Origin of the sequence: Variovorax paradoxus (assembly GCF_040544635.1) — a bacterium.
GTDB classification, from domain to species: domain Bacteria; phylum Pseudomonadota; class Gammaproteobacteria; order Burkholderiales; family Burkholderiaceae_C; genus Variovorax; species Variovorax paradoxus_R.
Map to the genome: position 1 here is coordinate 103,364 of NZ_JBEPKJ010000008.1, position 21,157 is coordinate 124,520.

Annotated in this window: 14 protein-coding genes; 10 read left to right on the plus strand and 4 right to left on the minus strand. The window is 65.3% G+C overall.

Going from position 1 to position 21,157, the window contains the following annotated elements; all coding sequences use genetic code 11:
* Positions 1-2: 2 nt before the first annotated feature.
* Entirely contained in the window at positions 3-1,049 is a 1,047-nt protein-coding gene (locus tag ABIC94_RS15060) for a Ku protein (protein WP_354373808.1), read from the minus strand.
* 97 nt (positions 1,050-1,146) lie between these two features.
* Complete coding sequence (locus ABIC94_RS15065) at positions 1,147-2,139, minus strand: succinylglutamate desuccinylase/aspartoacylase domain-containing protein (RefSeq protein WP_354373809.1); 993 nt, start codon at positions 2,137-2,139, stop codon at positions 1,147-1,149.
* A 158-nt stretch (positions 2,140-2,297) separates the two neighbouring features.
* Between ABIC94_RS15065 and ABIC94_RS15070 the strand changes: the two genes are divergently transcribed.
* Positions 2,298-2,570, plus strand: a complete 273-nt coding sequence (locus ABIC94_RS15070; RefSeq protein ID WP_354373810.1) for a hypothetical protein — start codon at positions 2,298-2,300, stop codon at positions 2,568-2,570.
* A 7-nt stretch (positions 2,571-2,577) separates the two neighbouring features.
* Here ABIC94_RS15070 and rpe read toward each other — a convergent pair whose 3' ends face one another.
* Positions 2,578-3,273: a ribulose-phosphate 3-epimerase gene (rpe, locus tag ABIC94_RS15075; protein ID WP_354373811.1), complete on the minus strand. Its 696-nt coding sequence runs from the start codon at positions 3,271-3,273 to the stop codon at positions 2,578-2,580.
* 71 nt (positions 3,274-3,344) lie between these two features.
* On the opposite strand from rpe, the gene apaG reads away from it, so the two are divergent.
* The 4 genes from apaG to ABIC94_RS15095 all read left to right on the plus strand — a co-directional run bounded on the left by apaG (position 3,345) and on the right by ABIC94_RS15095 (position 8,361).
* The gene (gene apaG / locus ABIC94_RS15080; protein WP_354373812.1) at positions 3,345-3,740 is read left to right on the plus strand and encodes a Co2+/Mg2+ efflux protein ApaG; all 396 of its coding nucleotides are present in this window, start codon (positions 3,345-3,347) and stop codon (positions 3,738-3,740) included.
* 138 nt (positions 3,741-3,878) lie between these two features.
* The gene (locus ABIC94_RS15085; RefSeq protein ID WP_354373813.1) at positions 3,879-5,861 is read left to right on the plus strand and encodes a site-specific recombinase; all 1,983 of its coding nucleotides are present in this window, start codon (positions 3,879-3,881) and stop codon (positions 5,859-5,861) included.
* Positions 5,858-7,129 (plus strand): cation:proton antiporter, encoded by a 1,272-nt coding sequence (locus tag ABIC94_RS15090; RefSeq protein ID WP_354373814.1) that lies wholly within the window; start codon positions 5,858-5,860, stop codon positions 7,127-7,129. The genes ABIC94_RS15085 and ABIC94_RS15090 overlap by 4 nt, the downstream gene beginning before the upstream one ends.
* Positions 7,126-8,361 carry a YbdK family carboxylate-amine ligase gene (locus ABIC94_RS15095; protein ID WP_354373815.1) on the plus strand — a complete coding sequence of 412 codons (1,236 nt, stop codon included), beginning with the start codon at positions 7,126-7,128 and terminating at the stop codon, positions 8,359-8,361. The genes ABIC94_RS15090 and ABIC94_RS15095 overlap by 4 nt, the downstream gene beginning before the upstream one ends.
* Before the next feature lie 21 nt (positions 8,362-8,382).
* Here ABIC94_RS15095 and ABIC94_RS15100 read toward each other — a convergent pair whose 3' ends face one another.
* Positions 8,383-9,360: a GlxA family transcriptional regulator gene (locus tag ABIC94_RS15100; protein ID WP_354373816.1), complete on the minus strand. Its 978-nt coding sequence runs from the start codon at positions 9,358-9,360 to the stop codon at positions 8,383-8,385.
* Positions 9,361-9,464: 104 nt separating this feature from the next.
* Here ABIC94_RS15100 and ABIC94_RS15105 point away from each other — a divergent pair, with 104 nt between their 5' ends.
* From ABIC94_RS15105 to ABIC94_RS15125, 5 genes are all read left to right on the plus strand, one after another.
* The gene (locus ABIC94_RS15105; RefSeq protein WP_354373817.1) at positions 9,465-10,091 is read left to right on the plus strand and encodes an isochorismatase family protein; all 627 of its coding nucleotides are present in this window, start codon (positions 9,465-9,467) and stop codon (positions 10,089-10,091) included.
* 585 nt (positions 10,092-10,676) lie between these two features.
* Complete coding sequence (locus ABIC94_RS15110; RefSeq protein ID WP_354373818.1) at positions 10,677-19,673, plus strand: two-partner secretion domain-containing protein; 8,997 nt, start codon at positions 10,677-10,679, stop codon at positions 19,671-19,673.
* 2 nt (positions 19,674-19,675) lie between these two features.
* Positions 19,676-19,912: a hypothetical protein gene (locus ABIC94_RS15115; protein ID WP_354373819.1), complete on the plus strand. Its 237-nt coding sequence runs from the start codon at positions 19,676-19,678 to the stop codon at positions 19,910-19,912.
* A gap of 186 nt (positions 19,913-20,098) precedes the next feature.
* The gene (locus ABIC94_RS15120; protein WP_354373820.1) at positions 20,099-20,407 is read left to right on the plus strand and encodes a hypothetical protein; all 309 of its coding nucleotides are present in this window, start codon (positions 20,099-20,101) and stop codon (positions 20,405-20,407) included.
* Between the two features lie 119 nt (positions 20,408-20,526).
* Complete coding sequence (locus ABIC94_RS15125; protein ID WP_354373821.1) at positions 20,527-21,129, plus strand: hypothetical protein; 603 nt, start codon at positions 20,527-20,529, stop codon at positions 21,127-21,129.
* Positions 21,130-21,157 lie beyond the last annotated feature (28 nt).

The following is a 21,157-nucleotide window of genomic DNA, read 5'->3' on the forward strand; positions in this document are numbered from 1 at the left end:
GCTCATGCCGCGCGGCGCCTCGGGGTGGCGGCCTTGGCCGCGGTGCGCTTGCGTGTGGCGGTGCCGCCGGAGCTTCTGCTCTTCACGGTGGTCTTGCTGTGTGCCTTGGCCTTCGGCTTTGCCTTGGTCCTGGCGGGCGCCTTCGCGGGCTCTTCTTCTTCGTCGTCGTCTTCTTCGGCTGCGTCGCCTGCCTTCGCGGGGGCAGCCGTCTTGGCGCCGCCACCCTTGCGCAAGCTGCGCTGCAGCAGTTCGGTCAGGTCGATGATCTTCGCGCCGCGGCTTTCGGTGGCCTGGCCCTCTTCGGGCTCGGGCTGCGTCACGGTCTCGGTCTGGCCGGCGGCCACCTTGCGATCGACGAGCCGCAGGATCTCGTCCTTGAACTCGTCCTTGTATTCGCCCGGGTCCCAATCGGCGCTCATGTCTTCCACCAGCTGCTCGGCCATCTTGAGTTCGCGTTCGCTCAGGCCGGCTTTCTTCGCGTCCTCCGAGGGCAGCGGCAGTTCGGTCCAGGGCCGGATGTCGGCTCCCCAGCGCAGCAGGTTCAGCACCAGCCCGGGCCCGACCGGCACGAGGGCGGCGAGATGCTGCTTGGTCTGGATCACCACGCGCGCCACGCCGATGCGGTTGCTGCGCTGCAGCGTTTCGCGCAGCAGCGCGTACACCTTGGCGCCGCGGTTGATGGGCGCCACGTAGTAGGGGCGCTCGAGATAGACGAACGGAATGCCGTTGGCGGGCACGAAGGTCTCGATCTCGATGGTCTGCGTGGTCTTGGGGTACGCATCGGCAATTTCCTTGTCGCTCAGCACCACGTATTCACCGTCTTCGTACTCGATGCCCTTGACGATGTTTTCGCGCGCAATTTCCTTGCCGGTCTTCTTGTTGATGCGCTTGTAGCCCACCGGGTCCATCGTGCGCTTGTCGAGCCAGTCGAAGTCGATGCCGTGGTCGGTGGTGGCCGAATACAGCGCCACCGGAATGTGGACGAGGCCGAAGCTGATCGCGCCCTTCCACAGGACGCGCGGCGCGGGTGCTTTTTTCGAGACTGCCATGGACACACTCCTTCAGCCTCGAGACTTTGCGCCCCTGGCCCCTCGGCGATGTAGGAGTGCGGCGGCGCCTGCCGTAGGGCTCGGGCGGCGCCGGCGGCTAGGCTGCCGGCCCGAGCACGCGCTCGCTCGGACGTGCGAAGTAGAACCACTCGGCGCCGGGCAGCGCCAGTGCGTTGGGGAAGACGATGAATCCGTCGTCCGGCGCGCTCACCAGCGTGCCGTCGTGGCGCATGCCGATGGGCTCGCCGCGCTGCACCGCATCGAAGGTGGCCCAGTCGCGCACGAAGCTGTCTTCTTCATGCAGCCGGTCCGTCACGCCCGCCAGGCGCAGCAGCTGGGGCGGATGAGGCGGCGTGGCCGGTATCTCCTGCGGCAACGGCGCCATGCCGAGCAGCGCGAGCGCACGGCGAATGGCGCGCCACGCCACCTGGGGCGCCTCCGGATCCTGGTGCTGGCCGCATTCGAGCGTGACGCCGTAGCCGCCGCAGTTGCGGATGTACTCGTTGGTGCCTCGGCCGAAATCGAGCGCTTCGTCGACGACCGCCGCGCCTGTGGAACGCTGCGCGAGCCCGGCGGCATAGATGTCGAGCCAGCCTTCCACCACGATGGGCGTGCCCAGGTGCAAGGCAAGCAGCCCCTCCTCGCGGGCGCGGGCAAAGGGCTCCAACGTGCCGGAGTTGTCGCGCGGGCCGATCATCGCGAAGGCTTCGCCCTCGCTCTGGAAGGAATGCAGGTCGAGCAGCACGTCGTGCCGTTCGATGACCGGACACAGCAGATTGGTCACCCGGCCTTCGTAATCGGTGGGCCCCTCGCTCGGCTTGAACAGGCGATTGAGGTTGCGCTCGCCTTCCCGCTGCAAGCGCCGCCGCGCGAGCGGATTGGCGACGGGCACCAGCGTGAGTTGCCCCCGCTGCAACTGGAACGAGCCGCCGTCGAGTTCGGCCAGCACACGCTCGATGCCCACCGTGCCGCAGGTTTCGTCGCCATGCACCCCGCCCAGCACGAGGAGCCGCGGGCCCGGGTTCAGCGAGGCGAAGGTGTGGATGCGCAGGCTGTCGGTTGCGGCGCCGGCAAGAGGATCGGAGGACATCCGGGCGATTATTGCGGAGGCGTTCCCCTGTGCGCAAAGACGCTACTCGTTTCATAGCAGCGCGGCACGCCTACAGGGCCCGCCTCGCCTGTCCTACCGGCGCTGCTGGCCGGGCGATGCAGGCTCGATTCATCAGATGGATACGAGAGGAGCACGCCATGAGCAGCAGCAAGCCACGTTCGAAGGCCCCTGGCACGCCGGACGACCCGGTGCGGGACGCTGGCGGCGGCGACACCAAGGTCCAGCAAGGCGGCGATTCGGCGCCGCGCCTGCCGCATGAGCGCGACCAGTCTTCCGACAGCCAGGAGGCGCAGGACGGGCAGCCGAGCGAGGTGGGCCGCAAGGCGCATGACGACATCGAGCGCGGCGCCGTCGATACCGACCGCGGCCCGGTCACGGACCGCGTCTACAACGAGAAGGTGAAACGCTGAGCCGGACTTACTTCTTGCCCATGCCCGCGAGCTGCTCGCGCATGGACGAGATCACCGCGCCGTAATCCTTGGCGTTGAAAATCGCGCTTCCGGCCACAAAAGTGTCGGCACCGGCTGAAGCCACGCGCGCGATGTTGTCGGCCTTGATGCCGCCGTCCACTTCCAGGCGGATGTCCCGGCCGCTCTGCTCGATGCGCTTGCGTGCGAATTCGATCTTGCGCAGCGCCGAATCGATGAAACTCTGCCCGCCGAAGCCGGGGTTCACGCTCATGATCAGGATCAGGTCGATGTCGTCGATGGCCCAGTCGAGCGCCTCCAGGCCCAGCCCGGGGTTGAACACCAGCCCCGCCTTGCAGCCCGCGCCCTTGATGGCCTGGATGCTGCGGTTCACGTGCGGCGATGCGTCGGGGTGAAAGCTGATGTAGTCGGCGCCCGCTTCCGCGAAAGACGCGGCCAGCGCGTCGACCGGCTGGATCATCAGGTGCACGTCGACCGGCACCGGCGTGCCGTCGGCCGTCTTGGCGTAGGGCTTCAGGGCCTTGCAGACCATCGGGCCGAAAGTCAGGTTCGGCACGTAATGGTTGTCCATCACGTCGAAATGGATCCAGTCGGCGCCCGCGGCGATGACTTTGGTCAGCTCGTCGCCAAGATGCGCGAAATCGGCGGAAAGAATGGAGGGGGCGATGCGAAACGGCGTGCTCATGCGCCGATTGTCGCAGCCGGCGGAAAACCCGGAAAGCAGTGCAAGAGAAGGCTCCAGTTACCATCTCGCGCATGTCACACAGCCCCATCAGTGTCCAGGTCGAGCCGCGCTACCTGGCGGACCAGTCCTCGCCGAAGGACAAGATCTACACCTTCGCCTATACCGTTACGTTGACCAACGTGGGTGAGATCGGCGCCCAGCTCATCGCGCGCCACTGGCTCATCAACGACGCCTCGGGCCACGCCCAGGAGGTCAAGGGCCTGGGCGTGATCGGCCAGCAGCCGCTCCTGGCGCCGGGCGAATCATTCCGCTACACCAGCGGCTGCCGCCTGCAGGCGCCGAGCGGCACCATGCACGGCAGCTACTTCGTGGTGACCGAGGACGGCGAGCGCTTCGACGTGCCGATTCCGATGTTCGTGCTGGAGGCGGACATCGGCGGGGCACCTGTCTCGCGAGTCTTGCACTAGGTACTCCTCCGGCTTCGCGCACCTCTCCCGCACCTCTCCCACACTTCTCCCGCCCCTTCGCCCGGGCGACAGCACCAGAGACCGGCAAAACCGGTCCCTCGGTGTTTCTGGCATTTGATTTCTTCCTCTTATCTTTTTATGGCTGCTGCATCGCTTGACCTGCAGGGGCTGCTGGCCCGGCTCGACCCGACCGCGGACGTGGCGCAGCGCCACATCTGGCTGATCGACGTTTTCGACTGGCTGCGCGGCGACCGTGCATCGCCGCAGGCCGCCGTGGGGCGCGTGTCGCTGCTGCTTGACGCCATCGAGGCGCGGCCCGAGCTGCGCGAGCGCCTGCGCGCGTGGTGGCGCGCCTTCACGCAGACGGTCGACCTGACCACGCTGCTGGCGGACTACGGCTTTGCACCGCGCACGGCTTTCGTGAGCGAACTCTCCGAGCGCCTGCGCCGGAAAATCCTGCCCGGCACGCCTGAAACCACCGACGCATCCGATCTCTTCCGCATGGTGCTGCCCGGCGTTTTCGATGCGGGCTGGATCGCGCTGCTCGATGAAGCACAGCTCGCGCGCATCGGCGACCTGCTGGCCGACGCAGCCCTGGACGACGACGGCGCCCCGCGCTGGCGCCACACCGTGATGGACGCCGTCACCTATTGCAGCAGCCAGGTGGTGGCGGCCGGCTTCTCGCCCGAATTGCGGCTGCGCATGAGCGCGGCCAGCGAAAGCCGCGCATTCCACGCGCTGATGTCCGACCTCGATGCGCTGCGCGAAGAGATGTTTCGCACGGCTCCCCGCGACGACCGGGGCGAAGAGGCGCTGCAGGCCGCATTCGTGGCGTTCCGCGACCGGCTCGACGCCTGCCGCGCCAGCGCCTCGTCGGTCTACACGCACCTGGAAGACAACGGTATTTCGGTCGGCCTGGTGTTCCGGCTGCGCCAACTCCGCGAGCGGGTGCTGCGCATCCGCGAACTGCTCGACTGCCTGATGTCGGCCACGCCCGCGCCCAGCGTGGCGCGGCTGGTGGGCCGGCTGGTGCTGGCCGGCGGCGAGCGCAACAGCATTCGCGCGCTGATCGCGTCGAACTCGTCGATGCTCGCGGCCAAGGTGACGGAGCGCAGCGCCGAAACCGGCGAGCACTACATCACGCGCGACCGGGGCAGCTACCTGCAGATGGTGCGCAAGGCCGCGGGCGGCGGCGCGCTCACCTCGCTGACGGTGCTGCTCAAGTTCGGCATTCTTGCGCTCGGCCTCTCGGCGTTCTGGAGCGGGTTCTGGTCGGGCCTGATGTATGCCGCCAGTTTTGTCGCCATCCAGCTGCTGCACCTGACGCTGGCCACCAAGCAGCCCGCGATGACCGCGCCCGCCATGGCGGCGCGCCTGCGCGACATCAAGACCGATGCCGCGGTGGCCGATTTCGTCGACGAAGTGGCCAACTTGGTGCGTTCGCAGGTGGCGGCCGTGCTGGGCAACGTGGGAGTGGTGGTGCCGGCGATGCTGGGGCTTGCGCTTGTGGTGCAGCTCGCCCTGGGCCGGCCGCTGCTCGATGCGGCGCACGCCGCGGCCACCCTGCAATCGCTCTCGCTGCTGGGCCCCACCGCGCTCTACGCCGTGCTGACCGGCGTGCTGCTGTTCGCCGCCAGCATCGTCGCGGGTTGGACAGAAAACGCCTTTGTCCTGCACAGGCTGGACTCCGCCATGCGTTACAACCCTCGCATCGGCGCTTTTCTGGGCGCCGCCCGTGCCCGCCGCTGGGCCACCTTCATGCGCACACACATCTCAGGCTTCGCTTCCAACATTTCGCTCGGACTCATGCTTGGCCTGCTGCCCGCATTCGCGGGTTTCTTCGGGCTCGGCCTGGACGTGCGCCACGTGACACTGTCAGCCGGGCAAATAGCGGCGGCCGCGGCCTCCATGGGCATGCCGGTGCTCCAGCAGCCCGCGCTGTGGTGGGCGGTGGCGGCCATCCCGGTGATCGGCGCGCTCAATGTGAGCGTGAGCTTCTATTTCGCATTCCGTCTGGCGCTGCGCGCGCACAGCGTCAGCCTCGGTGACCGCGCGCGCATCCGCAGCGCCATCTGGGCACGCTGGCGCAGCCGGCCCGTAAGCTTTTTTCTACCTGCATGAATTTGACGAGTCTCATCAACGACCTGCTGGGCTTCTGGTCCGAGTGGCTGCGCCCTTCGGCCGGCCTGCCCACCGTGATGTGGTCGCTCCTGCTGGCCGCGGCGGCGGCTTCCGGCCACCTGGTGCAACGCTACCTGGGCTTGCCCAAGGTGGTTGGCTATTCGATCGTCGGCGCGGTGGTCGGCTTTGCCGGCTTCGAGGGCGCCATCTGGCCGCTGCGTGGCATCAGCCTGTTCCTGCTGGAACTGGGCGCCGCCGTGGTGCTGTTCGAAGCCGGCGGCCGGCTGCCGCTGCGCTGGTTCCGCCACAACCCGATGGTGCTGGTGCAAAGCCTGCTCGAAGCCACGCTGACCTACTTCGGCGTGCTGTGGGTGCTGCAGCTGCTGGGCCTGCCCGACCCGGTCGCGAACCCCATCGCGCTGATGGCCATCGTCGCCTCGCCGGCGGTGCTGAGCCGCGTGATCATGGACACGCGCGCCTCGGGCCCCGTGACCGAACGCGCCATGACGCTGGCCACGCTCAACACCTTCTACGCGCTGGCGCTCGGCTATGCGCAGGCCGGCCTGATCGAGCGCGCACCGCAAACCCTGCTGCAAAAGCTGTATCCGGTGGCGGTGGTGCTCGGCCTCTCGTTCGTGATCGGCGGCATCCTGGCGCTGGCGCTTCGCACGGCCTTGCGGTTCATGAGCCCGACGAGCGAGAGCACATCGATTCTGCTGCTGGCGCTCATCGCGGCCGCCAGCGCTCTCACGGCCCACGTCGGCGGTTCCGCGCCGCTGGCCGCGCTGATCGGCGGGGTGCTGCTCAAGACGCTCAATCCCAAGCCCTGGGCCTGGCAGCGGCAACTCGGCACCGCCGCGTCGCTGCTCACCATGCTGATGTTCGTGCTGGTGTCCATCGTGGCGGCGCAGGCCGACTGGACCCTGCCGGTCGCCAGCGTGGTGCTGGCCGTGATCGTCGTTCGCCTGTTTGCCAAGATTGCCGGGGTGGCCATTGCCAACCCGGGCAGCGGCGCCAGCTGGAAGCAGGCCTTCTGGGTCGGCTGCGCGATGTCGCCGCTGTCGTCGATTGCGCTGTTGATCGCATCCAACTTCACCACCGCGTCGCCGCTGCTCGGCACCATGATCACGCAGGTGGCCCTGCCCTCGATTCTCCTCATGGAGGTGATGGGCGCCGTGCTCGCCACCGTGGCCATTCACGCAGTGGGCGAAAGCTCGGTGCCCTGGGCGCCCCAGGCTTTCAGCACCACGGAGGACACGCAGCGATGACCGCGTCCACGGGCTTTCCCGACAGCTCCAACACCCCCCTTGTTTCGAACACGGCGGACAGCGACGACTTCCGCTCCGCGGCGCTTCCCGCGGACCCCGCGAGCCGCGTGGTCAAGCTCGAGCCGTTCAACCGCTCGGAAGCGCTGTCGCTCGGCGTGGAGCTGGAGCTTCAGCTCGTCAACACGCACGACTACGACCTGGCGCCCTATGCCGAGGACATGCTGCGGCTGATGGCCCAAACCCCGCTGCCCGGCAGCGTGGTGCCCGAGATGACCTCGAGCATGATCGAGATCTCGACCGACATCTGCCACTCGGCGCAAGACGTGATCAAGCAGCTCTCGCCCATTCGCGAGGCACTGATAAAAAACGCCGACAAGCTCAACATCGCGGTGGTGGGCGGCGGCACGCATGCGTTCCAGCAATGGCATGAGCGGCGCATCTACGACAAGCCGCGCTTTCGCGAGCTGTCGGAGCTCTACGGTTACCTGAGCAAGCAGTTCACCATCTTCGGCCAGCACGTGCACATCGGCTGTCCCGACGCCGACTCGGCCTTGCTGATGCTGCACCGCATGTCGCGCTACATCCCGCACTTCATCGCGCTCTCGGCCTCGTCGCCGTTCGTGCAGGGGCAGGACACGCAGTTCGATTCGGCCCGGCTCAACTCGGTGTTCGCGTTTCCGCTCTCGGGGCGCGCGCCCTTCACGCTGAGCTGGAAAGAGTTCGAGGCGTATTTCGAGCGCATGACCCGCACCGGCGTCGTGCGCAGCATGAAAGACTTCTACTGGGACATCCGGCCCAAGCCCGAGTTCGGCACCATCGAGATTCGCGTGTTCGACACGCCGCTTACCGTCGAGCGTGCGGCGGCGCTGGCGGGCTACGTGCAGTCGCTGGCCGCGTGGTTCCTGCAGGAGCAGCCCTTCGAGCCGACGGAAGACGACTACCTCGTCTACACCTACAACCGTTTCCAGGCCTGCCGCTTCGGGCTCGACGCGGTGTACGTGGACCCGGCCAGCGGCCAGCACATGCCGCTGCGCGACCACATCCTCATGACCATGACGCAGCTCGAATGGCACAGCGAGGCGCTCAACGCCACGCAGGCGCTCGGCGAACTGCGCACCAGCGTGGAAGCCAACCGCAACGATGCGCGCTGGCTGCGCGAGAAGCAGGGCAAGGAGCGCTTGCTGGCCGAGGTGGTGCGGCAGGCGGCGCTGCGCTTCCGCGGCGCGGCCTGAGTCCGCCGCGGCCGTTGCCGGTCAGCCGGCCACGGCCTCTTGCGAGAACTGCCTGCGGTACGCCGTGGGCGAGGTCTTGAATGCCGCGACGAAGTGCTTTCGCAGCGACACCGCGGAGCCGAAGCCCGCATCGGTCGCCACCCGTTCGACCGGACGGTCGGTGCCCTCCAGCAACCGCTGCGCCAGCGCCAGGCGCTGGTTCTGCAGCCACTGGCCGACGGTGGTGCCGGTGGCTTCGCGAAAGCGCCGCGTGAAAGTGCGCCGGCTCATCAGCGCGCGCCTGGCAAGGCTGTCCAGCGCATGCGGGCTGTGGAGATGGCGGCCCAGCCATTCGAGCAGAGGCGTGAGGCGATCGCTTTCGGCGGCGGCAGGCACCGGCCGCTCGATGTACTGCGCCTGCCCGCCCTCGCGGTGCGGCGCAACGACCATGCGCCGCGCGGCACGGTTCGCCGCTTCGGCGCCGTAGCGCACGCGCAGCAGATGCAGGCAGCAGTCGATGCCCGCGGCCGTGCCGGCGGAAGTGAGCACGTCGCCGTCGTCAACGTACAGCACCTCGGGCTGCAACGTCACCTTCGGATATTGTTTTGCGAAGGCTTCGGCCAGGTTCCAGTGCGTGGTGGCCGGCCGGCCGTCGAGCAGGCCTGCTTCGGCCAGCACGAACGCGCCCAGGCACAGGCCGACCACAATGGCGCCGCGCCGATGGGCCGCCTGCAGCGCGCGGATCAGCGCGGGCGGCGCGGGCCGCCCGTCGTCGCGCCATGAAGGGACGACCACGATCTGCGCCCGGCGGATGGCCTCCAGGCCATGCGGCACCGTCAGCGTGAAGCCGGCATTGGTACGCAGCGGCCCCGGTTCGATGCCGCACACCAGCAGGCGAAAACGCGGGTCACCCGCTTCCGTGCGGTCTTCGCCGAAGACCATGCAAGGCACCGACAGGTGAAAGGGACTGATGCCGTCGAAGGCGACGACTGCAATGGTTTCCACAGGTTTCTTGGCCATGGCCCGATTTTATCGATGAATGGCTTTCGGGCCACTTTCTCTGATGCGCCCGGGCGGGAAGAATCACCCCATCTCAACACAACCATAGCCAGGAGCCACGCACCATGAGCAACCCCACACCGCGCCGCGCCCTCGTCGTGATCGACGTGCAGAACGAGTATTTCGAAGGCGGCGGCCTGCCGATCGAATATCCGCCCGTCGAACAATCGCTGCCGAACATCGCCAAGGCCATGGACGCAGCCCGCGCGGCCGCCACGCCCGTGGTGGTGGTTCGCCATCACGCGCCCAAGGGAGCGCCGGTGTTCCAGGCCGATACCCACAACGGCGAACTGCATCCCGAAATTGCCAAGCGCCCGCGCGACCACCTGATCACCAAGGCATTCCCCAGCGTGTTCACCGGCACCGACTTTGCCGACTGGCTCGCGCACCATGAGATCGACACGCTGGCTGTGACTGGCTACATGACCCAGAACTGCGACGCCTCGACCGTGTTCGAGGCCATGCACCGTGGGCTGAACGTGGAGTTTCTTTCGGACGCGACCGGCGCGCTGCCTTACTCGAATGCCGCAGGCAAGGTCAGCGCCGAGGAAATCCACCGCGTGTTCAGCGTCGTGTTCCACAGCAATTTTGCCGCCGTGACGAGCACCGAGGCGTGGATTGCCGCCCTGCAAGCCGGAATCCCGATCGAGAAGGACAACGTGGTGATGTCGAACCGGCGCGCGCGGGGGTGAGCACCGCCCGTGCGATGAGCATCGTGAACGAGACAAACCACGTCGACTCCTGCAATGCCGATGAGGGGACTGTCTCCTATTGCTTTTGAAGACTGAGAGAAAGCAAGCACCGGCGGCGGCGCTGATCAGAATGAACCGCGCGGTCAAACCGCGTATGAGCGACGCAGCAAGAAAACAATTCCATGACTGAGCGGCTCGCTCACAGGGGCTCCGCGCCGGCATGAAGCTCCATGCCGCTGCAAAAAGAGAACCCGCCGCGACGAGATTCGTCGAGGCGGGTCAAAAAGGTAGCCTCACTCAGGGAGGAGGGATTCGCGTGACTCATGGCTACCTGCCCAAATCGTAGCCGGCGAACCACGGCGCAATCGTGTTGATGACAACTTAATGACTCATCGCCATGCCCCGGCGCGTGAGATATGTGGCGCTTCCAACCTGAATCTGTGAGCACTCAGATTCTTTGACATTCCTTACAGCAACGCGCACCCAGAATCCGGGCCTGCCGACGTAGACGTCGGCAATTCAACATGCCGCCTTTCACGCCGCGTGTTGCTGCTGTCACAGGAACGATCAGGGAAGAAGAACGCCATGAATAAAAAATTCAATCGGGTAATTTGGAGCGCGGCGCGCGCGATGCGGGTGGTCGTTCACGAGGCCGCGGCCACGACCGGCAAAGGCTCATCCAAGGCCACCTCGATCACCAAGGGCGCGCTCGCCGGCGCCGCAGCTGTTGCCCCGATGCTCGTGGGCGCCGCATTCGCGGGCATGCTGTCAGCCTCGCCTGCTCAAGCCCAGATCGTCGGTGCCCCCAACGTTCCGGGCAACCTGCGCCCTACCGTGATGGTCGCGCCCAACGGCGTGCCACTCGTCAACATCCAGACGCCCAGCGCCGCCGGCGTCAGCAGAAATATATTCAACCAGTTCAATGTTGCCCCCAACGGGGCCATCCTGAACAACAGCCGTGTCAATGTAGCCACGCAGCTCGGCGGCATCGTCCAGGGCAATCCGTATCTCGCGACCGGCCCCGCGCGCATCATCCTGACCGAGGTGAACGGCGGCAGCCCGAGCCAACTGCGCGGCTACATCGAAGTCGCGGGGCAGCGTGCCGAGGTGATCATCGCCAACCCTGCGGGCATCAGCATCAACGGCGGCGGCTTCATCAACGCGTCTCGCGCCACGGTGACCACGGGCACGCCGCAATTCAACGCCATCGGCGGCCTCGATAGCTTCCTCGTGCGGGGCGGCACCGTCACCATCGATGGTGCGGGCCTCGATGCCAGTAAGACGGACTACGCAGCCATCCTCGCTCGCGCCGTGCAGCTCAATGCAGCGATCTACGCCACCGACCTCAAGGTGGTCACCGGTGCGAACCAAGTCAGCGCCGACCACACGCAGATCACGCCCACCAGTGGTACTGGGACGGCGCCCACCTTCGCTCTGGATGTGGCCGTGCTCGGCGGTATGTACGCCGGCAAGATCACGCTCATCGGTACCGAGGCCGGCCTGGGTGTGCGCAACGCCGGCAACATCGGCGCCAGCAACGGCAACCTCATCGTGACCTCGGCAGGGAGGCTTGAGAACACCGGCACCCTCGAAGGCCAGAGCGTGCAGCTTGCCAGCACCGGCGGCGACATCGACAACCGCGGCGGCACCATCCGCCAGACCAGCAGCGTTGCTTTGACCATCGCCGCACCGACGCTGAGCAACACCAGCGGCGGCGTGATCGGGCTCGAGCCCGCACCGGCGCCGGCCGGCGGAACGGGCAGTACCGGCACGGGAGGCACCTCGGGCACCGGCACGGGATCGACCCCCTCCGGCGGCACTCCATCGACCTCCGGCGGGACCACAACAACAAGTGGGCCGGCCCCCGCGCCGGCACCCATCGAACCAGGGCGCATCACTGCCGCCGGTACCATTTTGAACGACGGCGGCAAGATCTACGCCGGCGGCCCCATCACGCTGCAAAGCGCCAACCTGATCAACAACGGCGGTACGTTGAGCGTCGCCAGCATGGCGGTGAGCCAGCCGACCTTCGACAACCACGGCGGCACGCTGAACGTCAGCAACGGCTTCAGCGCGAACGTCGAGCGCTTCGACAACACCGGCGGTACGCTCAATGCGGGCAGCCTGAACATCGTCACCACAGGCGATCTGATCAACGTCGATGGCAAGCTGACCAGCGCCACCGACGCCACCCTGGCGGTGGGCGGCCAGGCCGACAACACGCGCGGGACGATCTCGAGCGCGGGTGCGCTGATGGCCAATGTGGCGGGCGCGGTGAACAACACCGCCGGCACGCTGGCCTCGAACCAGAGCCTGACCGTCACCGGCCAGTCCCTGAACAACAGCCAGGGCACGATCCAGTCGGCCGGCGGCAACGTCCAGGCCACCATCGGCCAGCAGCTGTTGAATACCGACGGTCACATTGCGAGCGGTGCGAACCTCACCATCCAGACCGGCAGCCTCGAGGGCACCAAGGGATCGCTGCAAAGCACGGGTGATCTGAAGGTCACGGCGGCTCAAGGGTTGACCTCCACAGGCACCAACGCCGCCGGCGGCAACGCCACGCTGCAAGGCGCCTCGGTTGATCTCTCGGGCAGCCAGACCGGCGCCACCCACATCGCCATCACGGCCACGCAGGGCAACGTCACCACCAGCGGCGCGACCGTGGTCACGCCCGGCACGCTCGCCATCACCGCCAACAGCAACCCAGCGCAAACCCTCGTCAACGCGGCCGGGCAACTCAACGCCGGCCAACTGCAGATCAACGTCTCGAACCTCGCCAACACCAATGGCGGGGAGATCGTGCAGACCGGCACGGGGGCGACGGTCATCGCCACCAGCGGCACCCTGAACAACGACGGTGGCCGCATCGCGAGCAACGGCCAGAACCTCACGCTGCAAGGCGCAACCATCACCAACGCAGCCGGCAAGATCGAGCATGCCGGCACCGGCACGCTCGCCATCGCGGGCGGCAGCTACAGCGGCATCGATGGCCAGATCACGACCAACGGTGCATTGACGGTCGCCATATCGGGCGCCTTCAGCCAGGATGGTGCCAAGGCCGCGATCAGCGCCAAGCAGATCACCATCGACGCCGGGTCGCTCGGCAACCGCGCCGGCGCCCAGATCGTGCAGACCGGCGCCGATGTCACGCGCATCACGGTGGTGGGCGCCATGGACAACAGCGGCGGGACGCTGGCCAGCAACGGCAACACGACCATCGCGGCCGGCAGCCTGGCCAACCAGGGCGGCACCATTCGGGCTGCCGAGACCTCCGACCTCGGCCTGGCCGTGGGCGGCTTGCTCGACAACAGCAACCAGGGCGTGATCGGCGCGGGCGGCAGCACCACCATCGTGACCGGCAGCCTGAACAACAACGCCGGCAGCGTGACGGCGGCCGGCGACCTGAGCGCCACCATCGGCGGCACGGCCTCGAACGTGGGCGGCACCCTGGCGGCCAACGGCAACACGACGTTGACGGCCGCCAGCCTGGACAACAGCGGCGGCACGACCGCGGCCGTCACCGGCAACCTGAATGTCACGACCTCCGGTGCGACGACGAACAACAGCGGCACCTTGCAGGCCGGCGGCGCGACCACCTTGAGCAATGGCGGCCTGGTCAACCAGTCGGGCAAAGTCTTCGGCAACAGCCTAGTGGTGGACACGCGCGGCAATGCACTGGACAACAGCGCGAAGGGCACGTTGGCAGCGACCACCACCGTCGACGTGAGGTCCGGTGCGCTGAACAACGACACAGGCCTGCTGCAAAGCGGCACCGCCATGACCATCAATACGAATGGTCAGGTGCTCACCAACACCAACGCGACCGGCTACACCAACGGCCAGGGCGGCATCACCAGCGGCGACACGCTCAGCCTGACCACCGGCGCGGTCAACAACAGCGCTGGCTTCATCGGCGCGAAGAACGCATTGGTCGCCGACACGCAGGGCTTCTCCAACACGGGTGGAGGCCAGGTGCTCGGACAGTCCACGGTGGCGATCGATACCAACGGAGCAGGCTACGACAACAGCGGCGGCCAGACCTTGGCCATGGGTGACCTGGGTATCAATGCCGGCAGCATCACAAACACCAGCGGCCTGATCCGCTCGGCGGCCACGACGACCCTGAACGCCGGCAGCGTCACTAACACCAATACCCTCGGCACCAACCAAGGCATCGAGGGCCAGAACGTCGCCATCGGCGCGGGGAACCTTGACAACACCTCGGGCGCCATCCGTGCCGACGTCAACGCCACTCTCACCAGCGGCGGCACCGTCAACAACACGAATGGACTGATCTCTGCCGGCAACGAACTTGGCATCCTCGATCCGAATCGCGCCAACCCCGGCGCCAAGACACTGAACCTGGTGAACACCGGCGGCACGCTGGTCGCCGACAAGAGCCTGCAGATCGATGCCGCGACCTTCAGCGGCGACGGCCGGGCCGTCTCGGGCCAGGACCTGGGCATTGCGCTCACGCAGGACATCGTGAACAACGGCGAGGTGGCCGCCAATGGCAACCTGACCTACACCACCACCGGCAACTTCACGAACAACGGCAAGCTGCTCGCGGGCCAGACGCTCACGGTGGGCGGCAACAACGTCGACAATACGGCCAATGCGGAGATGTCGGGAACGGATACGGTCGTCAACGCCAGCGGCACGCTGACCAACCGCGGTCTGATCGACAGCACGGGGAAGACCCAGATCAATGCAGGCACGCTGAACAACATCGGCACGGGCCGCATCTATGGCGATGCGATTTCCATCGCCGCCGGCACACTCAACAACGACGCCGAGACGGTCAATGACGCGAGCGGCACCGGCGTGACCAAGGCCGGCACCATCGCCGCACGCGACACCCTGGACATTGGCGCAGGCACCATCAACAACCGCGAGCACGCGCTGCTCTTCAGCGCCGGCGACATGTTCATCGGCGGGGCGCTCGATGCCAATCGCTATGTCACCGGCAAAGGCGGCACGCTGAACAACGAGAGCGCCAGCATCGAAGCCCTGGGGAACATGTCCATTGCGATGGGCAGCATCAACAACATCGACACGCATCTGAAGGTTGCGACCACCAGCAACACGGTGCTGACGCCCAGCATCATCACGATGGACGGCAAATCGTGGGCCCCCTACGATGCCCAGGGCAATCTCATCACATGGGGCGATCCCAGTACGCGGCTGGTCTACCACAAGGCCGCTGACGGCACTATCAGCATCATCGGCAAGGGCTGGACCAATGCGGTCACCAACGTCACGATTACCGAAGACTCGGTAGTTCCCGGGACGGCCGATCCGGCGCGCATCGTCGCCGGCGGCAACATGCGCCTCGACGGTCATGTCTACAACCGCGACAGCCAGATCATGGCGGGTGGCGAGCTGGATGCGCCGGACGTGGACAACCAGGCGACGCCAGGCAAGCGAGATACCACGGTGAGCGCCATATGGATTGGCTACAACCCCAATCGCCCCGGCGAAGCGCCGGAAGCTCCGATCTACATCCTTCCGACGACGACGACCGCCACCTACAAGCTCACGGATTACCAGCCACAAGAGCATCTCAATGCCACCCAGGGCTACAACGCCGGCGTTGCCCCCGTGGGCGGCGCCACGGGCAGCGCGGGTGGCACCGGCGCGGTGGGCGGCAAGGGCCAAGCCAGCATCGTGGAAGTGGCGGCGAACGTTGGTGGCGTGGCGCAAACTTCGGGCACCGCAGCAGGCGCGGCCGGCGGTGCACAGGGCGCAGGCACCCAGACCGTCCCCATGGTCGTGCGCACCAGCGTACCGAACACGAGCATTCCCAATGCCAGCCTGTTCAACATCCATGCGGGTCCGGGCCGCTACCTGATCGAGACCGACCCGCGGTTCGCGAACTATCGCCAGTGGCTCAGCAGCGATTACCTGCTGAACAACCTCGGCCAGGATCCGAACAACATCCTCAAGCGCCTGGGCGACGGCTTCTACGAGCAGAAGCTCATCCGCGAGCAGGTGGCGCAGCTCACGGGCTACCGCTACCTGGACGGGTTCAACAACGACGAAGACCAGTACACCGCGCTGATGAACGCCGGCGTGACCTTCGCCAAGGAATACGGTCTGCGTCCTGGCGTCGGCCTGAGTGCGGCGCAGATGGCGCAACTCACCAGCGACATCGTGTGGCTGGTGGAGCAGACGGTGACCTTGCCGGACGGCAGCACCCAAAAGGTTCTGGTTCCGCAGGTCTATGTTCGGGTGCGGCCCGGCGACATCAATGGCAACGGCGCGGTGCTCAGTGCCGACACGCTCAAGATCAAGGGCACAGGCGACCTCGTCAATACCGGCACCATCGCGGGACGCAGCCTGGTGAAGATCGATGCCGACAACATCCACAACCTGGGCGGTCGCATCAGCGGCGGCAGCGTGGACCTGAAAGCCACCACCGACGTGAACAACATCGGCGGCACCATCGATGCCCGCGACAGCCTGACGATCGAAGCCGGGCGCGACATCAACGTGCGCACCACCACGCAGACGAACGGATTCATCACGAATGTCGACCGCGTTGCGGGCCTGTATGTGACGAACCCGGGCGGCACGCTGGTGGCCAGCGCGGGGCACGATGTCAACCTGATCGGCGCAATTGTCGCGAATCAAGGAACAGGAAGTTTCACTTCGATTCAGGCGAAGAACGACATCAACCTCGGCACCGTCACCGAGCGGCGCGGCTCCGTCGGCATCGGCGCCAGTACGTCGCTGGCGACGGCGAGTTCCACGGAGCTGGGCAGCACGATTGCGACCAACGGCACCACGCTGCTGTCAGCCGGCCGCGATGTCAATGCACGACAAGCCACCGTGGATGCGGGCGAGGGCTTGCTCAGTGTGCGCGCCGGTCGCGACATCAACATCGCCTCGGGCCAGGCCACCGTGGCCGGCAACTATTCTGCGCAATGGTCTGACAAAGGCACCTTCAGCCGCACCGACAACAAGTTCTCGGGAAGCTTCGACAGCAGCACGAGCGTGGGCAGCAGCTTCTCCGGCGGAACCGTGCTCATGGGCGCCGGAAGAGACATCCTTATCGAAGGCTCGAGCGTCAGCGGCACCCAGGGGGTTGCGATCAGTGCGGGCAGGGACTTGGCGGTGGTCGAGGGCCGCAACACCTCGAACGCCAGCGCCGAGTTCGACAAAGACAAGCGGGGCATCGGAGGCATCGGAGCGGCATTCGGCACGGCGCTACTCGGCACCCCACCCATGCCCATACTGCCTTACGGCAAGAGCAGCACCATCGGCGCCGAAATCCACTCGGACACGGCCTCGGCCAGCAAGATCAGCAGCAGCCAGGGAGGCGTGTTGCTGCAGGGGGGCAACAGCGTCTTCCTCCAGGGCGTGCAGGTCGACGCGGCCAAGGACATCAACATCAAGGGCGGCAATGTCGTCATCCAGGCCGCGACCAACAGCAGCTCGGTCACGGGATCGACCGGCTTCCGCACCAAGGGCATCGAGCCGGGCCAGATCCTGTGGCACGACCCGAGCACGGGCATCAATGCGCGCAAGACCACCGAGACCACGGTCGAAGACAGCACGCTGACGCGCACCACCCTCAACGGGGCGAATGTGTCGATCGAAGCCGTCGAGACGCTGGCGATGGCCGGCACCACGGTCAACACCCCCGGCACCCTGACCCTGAGCGCCGACAACCTCATCCTCGGCACCCAGACCACCGAGCACAGCACGCAGACCACCAGCCAGGGCCGCGACCTGGCTTATCAAAAGTTCAAGGACAAAGGGCAGAGCGACCAGACCACGAACTACAACCAGTTCAATGTGGGCAATCTCGCGGTCAATGCGAACCGCGTGCAGGCCGGGTTGGGGGCGCTCGACAGCGTCGAGGCGCTCGCCAAGCAGCCGGGCATGGGTTGGGTGCAGCAGATCACCAACGATCCGAAACTCAGCGGCAAGATCGACTGGCAGCGCGTCGAAGAGGCGCACAAGAAGTGGGACCACGACCAGCAGGGCTTGACGCCGGAGGGGGCGGCCATCGTGACGATCGTGGTGGCGTACTTCACTGCGGGGGCGGCTTCCGAGCTCGGGGCCGCTGCCGGCGGCGCGGCGGGTGACACTGCCGCGATGGCCGTCGGTCAGGGCGTTGTCATCGAAGGCTCTGTCTTCGCAGCGGGCAGCACCGTTGGGGCAGGCGTCGGAACCTTCGTCAGCGGGGCCGTCACGGCCGGCCTGACGACGCTTGCGACGCAAGCGTCCATTGCGCTCATCAACAACCAGGGCGACATTGGCGGCGCATTGCACGATTTGGGCAGCAGCGCGAACGTGCACAGCCTGCTGACGGCCATCATCACGGGCGGCGTGCTGAGCGGGCTCAGCATGAATCCGTCTGGGCTGCCGACGGTGGACGGTGGCACGCAGGGTGTCATGGCACAACTGCAACAGAACCTGACGGCAGGCGCTGCAAGAGCAGTCATCGGCACGGCAATCAATGGCGGCAGCTTCGAAGACAACCTGAGGGAAGGGCTGAAAGGCGCAATTCTGGACACGATTGCCGCGCAAAGCGCGAACTGGATTGGTCAGAATGGCCCTCAAGGTGAAGCGTCGCTCAATGCATTTACCGCGGAAGTGGCGCATGCGGTCGCTGGCTGTGCAATCGGCGCAGCAAGGGGCGGAGGCACTGCGGGGGAAGGATGCGCCGCCGGAGCGCTGGGCGCTGTCGTCGGCCACCTTGCGGCTCAGTTCATCGATCCCAATGCCGTTGGCGGCAATCAGACCGTACAGTTCGCAAATATGATGTCTGGTATCGCAGCTGCGATTACGGGCCAGGATGCGAACAGCATCAATATTGCAGCCGGCGCGGGTGCCAACGCGGCAGCGAACAACTGGCTCCAGCCCAAAGAAGCGGAACTCAGGCGCCAAGCCGCGCAAGCTTGTAGCAGCAGTCCTGCGACGAATGCAAAGGCGTGTGGAATCGTCCAGGCCTTGAACCAACTCGATGCCGCCCGTGAAGCGGGAAACAACGGCACGCTCTACAAAGGGGTGTCAAGCGGCCTGATCGCGCTCTTGATGTCGCCGGTAACGGTGCCCGTAGAGTTGATCAACAGCCTCTCGGAAAATGGGGGCTCAGAGACCGCCATTGCCATCCTCAAAGGCATCGCCCTATTGCCGACGAACATCGCTCTGGGCCTGAAGAGTGACAACTCAGAGGTGCAAGGGAGGGCATTGGTTGATGCGTTGGCAACTAGTGTCGGTGTTGCCGCATTGACTCGCGCAGGCTTTGTAGCTTGGGAGGGCGCCGCGAGTGATGCATGGGCGCTAAGCGCTGCCAGTCAGCCATTTCGCGAGACTGGCCTGTCTCAAGCCGCTCGTGCTTGGGACAAACACGATCTCTCGAGGCCCGGAGGTACGTACCCTCCGCTGACCGGCAATACGGCGGCCAAGAACGAGGCCGCTGCTCAGTTCGTAGTTTCTGTACTAAAAAATCCTGATGTCAAGGTTACTGCTTTAAGCAGAGGGGGAACGGAGTATCGTCTGCCAAATGGGCAAGGATTCAGAGTGGAGCCCAACGGACAATTTAACTTGGTCGATCCAAAGAGGTAAAAATGAAGTTTGAGAACTTAGAGACGGTATTTTCAAGTGCCCCCTTGGAATATGATAATTTGACCATCGAAATTTTACTGAATGGCGAGCCTATCGCTCGCATTGACAGGGAGGAAGGGCTCGAAGCATTGAAGGTGGAGTTGTTGGGAACTGATGAAAAACTCCAGGTCCGAGTTTCTCTGGATGCATTAATTGCAGCGCTGCAAGATGCGAGAGAAGGGATTTTGAGTCGAGTTTAATTTTTATGAAGAGGGTTGGGCTTTCTTTTGGATTGGGGATTATTGCCCTTGAGAGCTTGATTGCACGCGGGCGCGCTGTTCTCAGCGCTTAACTTAGCCATTCTTCTGAGAATTGATATAAGCCTTCAAAATCCAGTGCCAGCTGTTCGAAGTGTACCCAGCATAGCTCCTCCAAGAAAAATGAAAATGATGAGTTACCTCATGTATGGTTACGCCAATGGGATTCAGTCTGCAAAATTAAAAATAGAATCTGCCTTCCAAGTGCATTTCGAAGAGCGGCATAGCTCCTATTGGGGGAATTATTTCCTCTATGGAAGCGTCAGTCAGTTGCTTTTGGAGATCAAGAAAAATATTGATCAGATTGACGGAGAGGCTCTGGAGCGTCAATTTCCTCAGTATCCAACCCTTCTCTATATTTCCGCGCCGGACGATTTCTCTGTAATTGCCAATAAATTACCTCACGAATTTCTACTGCTAAGAAAAGAGATCTTTTGATAGGCCTAGGCCTACTGACTCAGCGCTAGGGGTTTCCTCGACGACGCAGGAGGGGCTGGCCGCGCTTGAAACAGCCCAGTTATGAACCCGGACAAAACCGGAACTACAACAAGAGAACCATGAAGCTGTCACACATTTCCCCTCACCGCATCGCTGCGAGCGCCGCCCTCGCGGCAGGCCTCCTCCTCTTGTCCGGCTGCGCCACCAAGCTGACCCAGCCCATCACCGGCTACACCTGCTGCAACCTGCGCCCCGACTACGGCTGGGTCTCCAGCACCAACATGCTGGGCGGCCCCATCGTGCCGTTCGGCGAACCGGCGGTGCTCGACACCATGAAGCGGGACCGCTACCTCTACGGCACCATCGGCAGCGACTACGTCTCGCTGCGCGACGACACATCGCGCAGCAGGGACGACATGCTGCGCTGGGCGCGCCAGATCGTGGTGTCCGCCGACCCCAAGCTGACGCTCGCCAGCTGGAGTCCCGAGGTGCAGAAGGCCGTCTACTCCGCCAAGGTCATGGTCGGCATGACCCGACCCCAGGTACTGATGGCGCTGAGCTATCCCTCGCGCAACGACACCAAGGACCTGAACACCAATACCTGGCGCTACTGGACGGTGCAGGAAGACGAGCCGGTCGATGTGCTCTTCGGCGCCGACGGTACGGTCAGCGGCTTCTCGGGCAAGCCGTCGGCGGTTCGCACGGTCGAATTCCGGCGCTGATCACCATGGTGCATTCCTCGGTCGTGCC

Bases quoted from the DNA above. Each gene is read 5' to 3' on its own strand.
- ABIC94_RS15060 (WP_354373808.1), bottom strand. From the start codon at position 1,049: ATGGCAGTCTCGAAAAAAGCACCCGCGCCGCGCGTCCTGTGGAAGGGC.
- ABIC94_RS15065 (WP_354373809.1), bottom strand. From the start codon at position 2,139: ATGTCCTCCGATCCTCTTGCCGGCGCCGCAACCGACAGCCTGCGCATC.
- ABIC94_RS15070 (WP_354373810.1), top strand. From the start codon at position 2,298: ATGAGCAGCAGCAAGCCACGTTCGAAGGCCCCTGGCACGCCGGACGAC.
- rpe (WP_354373811.1), bottom strand. From the start codon at position 3,273: ATGAGCACGCCGTTTCGCATCGCCCCCTCCATTCTTTCCGCCGATTTC.
- apaG (WP_354373812.1), top strand. From the start codon at position 3,345: ATGTCACACAGCCCCATCAGTGTCCAGGTCGAGCCGCGCTACCTGGCG.
- ABIC94_RS15085 (WP_354373813.1), top strand. From the start codon at position 3,879: ATGGCTGCTGCATCGCTTGACCTGCAGGGGCTGCTGGCCCGGCTCGAC.
- ABIC94_RS15090 (WP_354373814.1), top strand. From the start codon at position 5,858: ATGAATTTGACGAGTCTCATCAACGACCTGCTGGGCTTCTGGTCCGAG.
- ABIC94_RS15095 (WP_354373815.1), top strand. From the start codon at position 7,126: ATGACCGCGTCCACGGGCTTTCCCGACAGCTCCAACACCCCCCTTGTT.
- ABIC94_RS15100 (WP_354373816.1), bottom strand. From the start codon at position 9,360: ATGGCCAAGAAACCTGTGGAAACCATTGCAGTCGTCGCCTTCGACGGC.
- ABIC94_RS15105 (WP_354373817.1), top strand. From the start codon at position 9,465: ATGAGCAACCCCACACCGCGCCGCGCCCTCGTCGTGATCGACGTGCAG.
- ABIC94_RS15110 (WP_354373818.1), top strand. From the start codon at position 10,677: ATGAATAAAAAATTCAATCGGGTAATTTGGAGCGCGGCGCGCGCGATG.
- ABIC94_RS15115 (WP_354373819.1), top strand. From the start codon at position 19,676: ATGAAGTTTGAGAACTTAGAGACGGTATTTTCAAGTGCCCCCTTGGAA.
- ABIC94_RS15120 (WP_354373820.1), top strand. From the start codon at position 20,099: ATGATGAGTTACCTCATGTATGGTTACGCCAATGGGATTCAGTCTGCA.
- ABIC94_RS15125 (WP_354373821.1), top strand. From the start codon at position 20,527: ATGAAGCTGTCACACATTTCCCCTCACCGCATCGCTGCGAGCGCCGCC.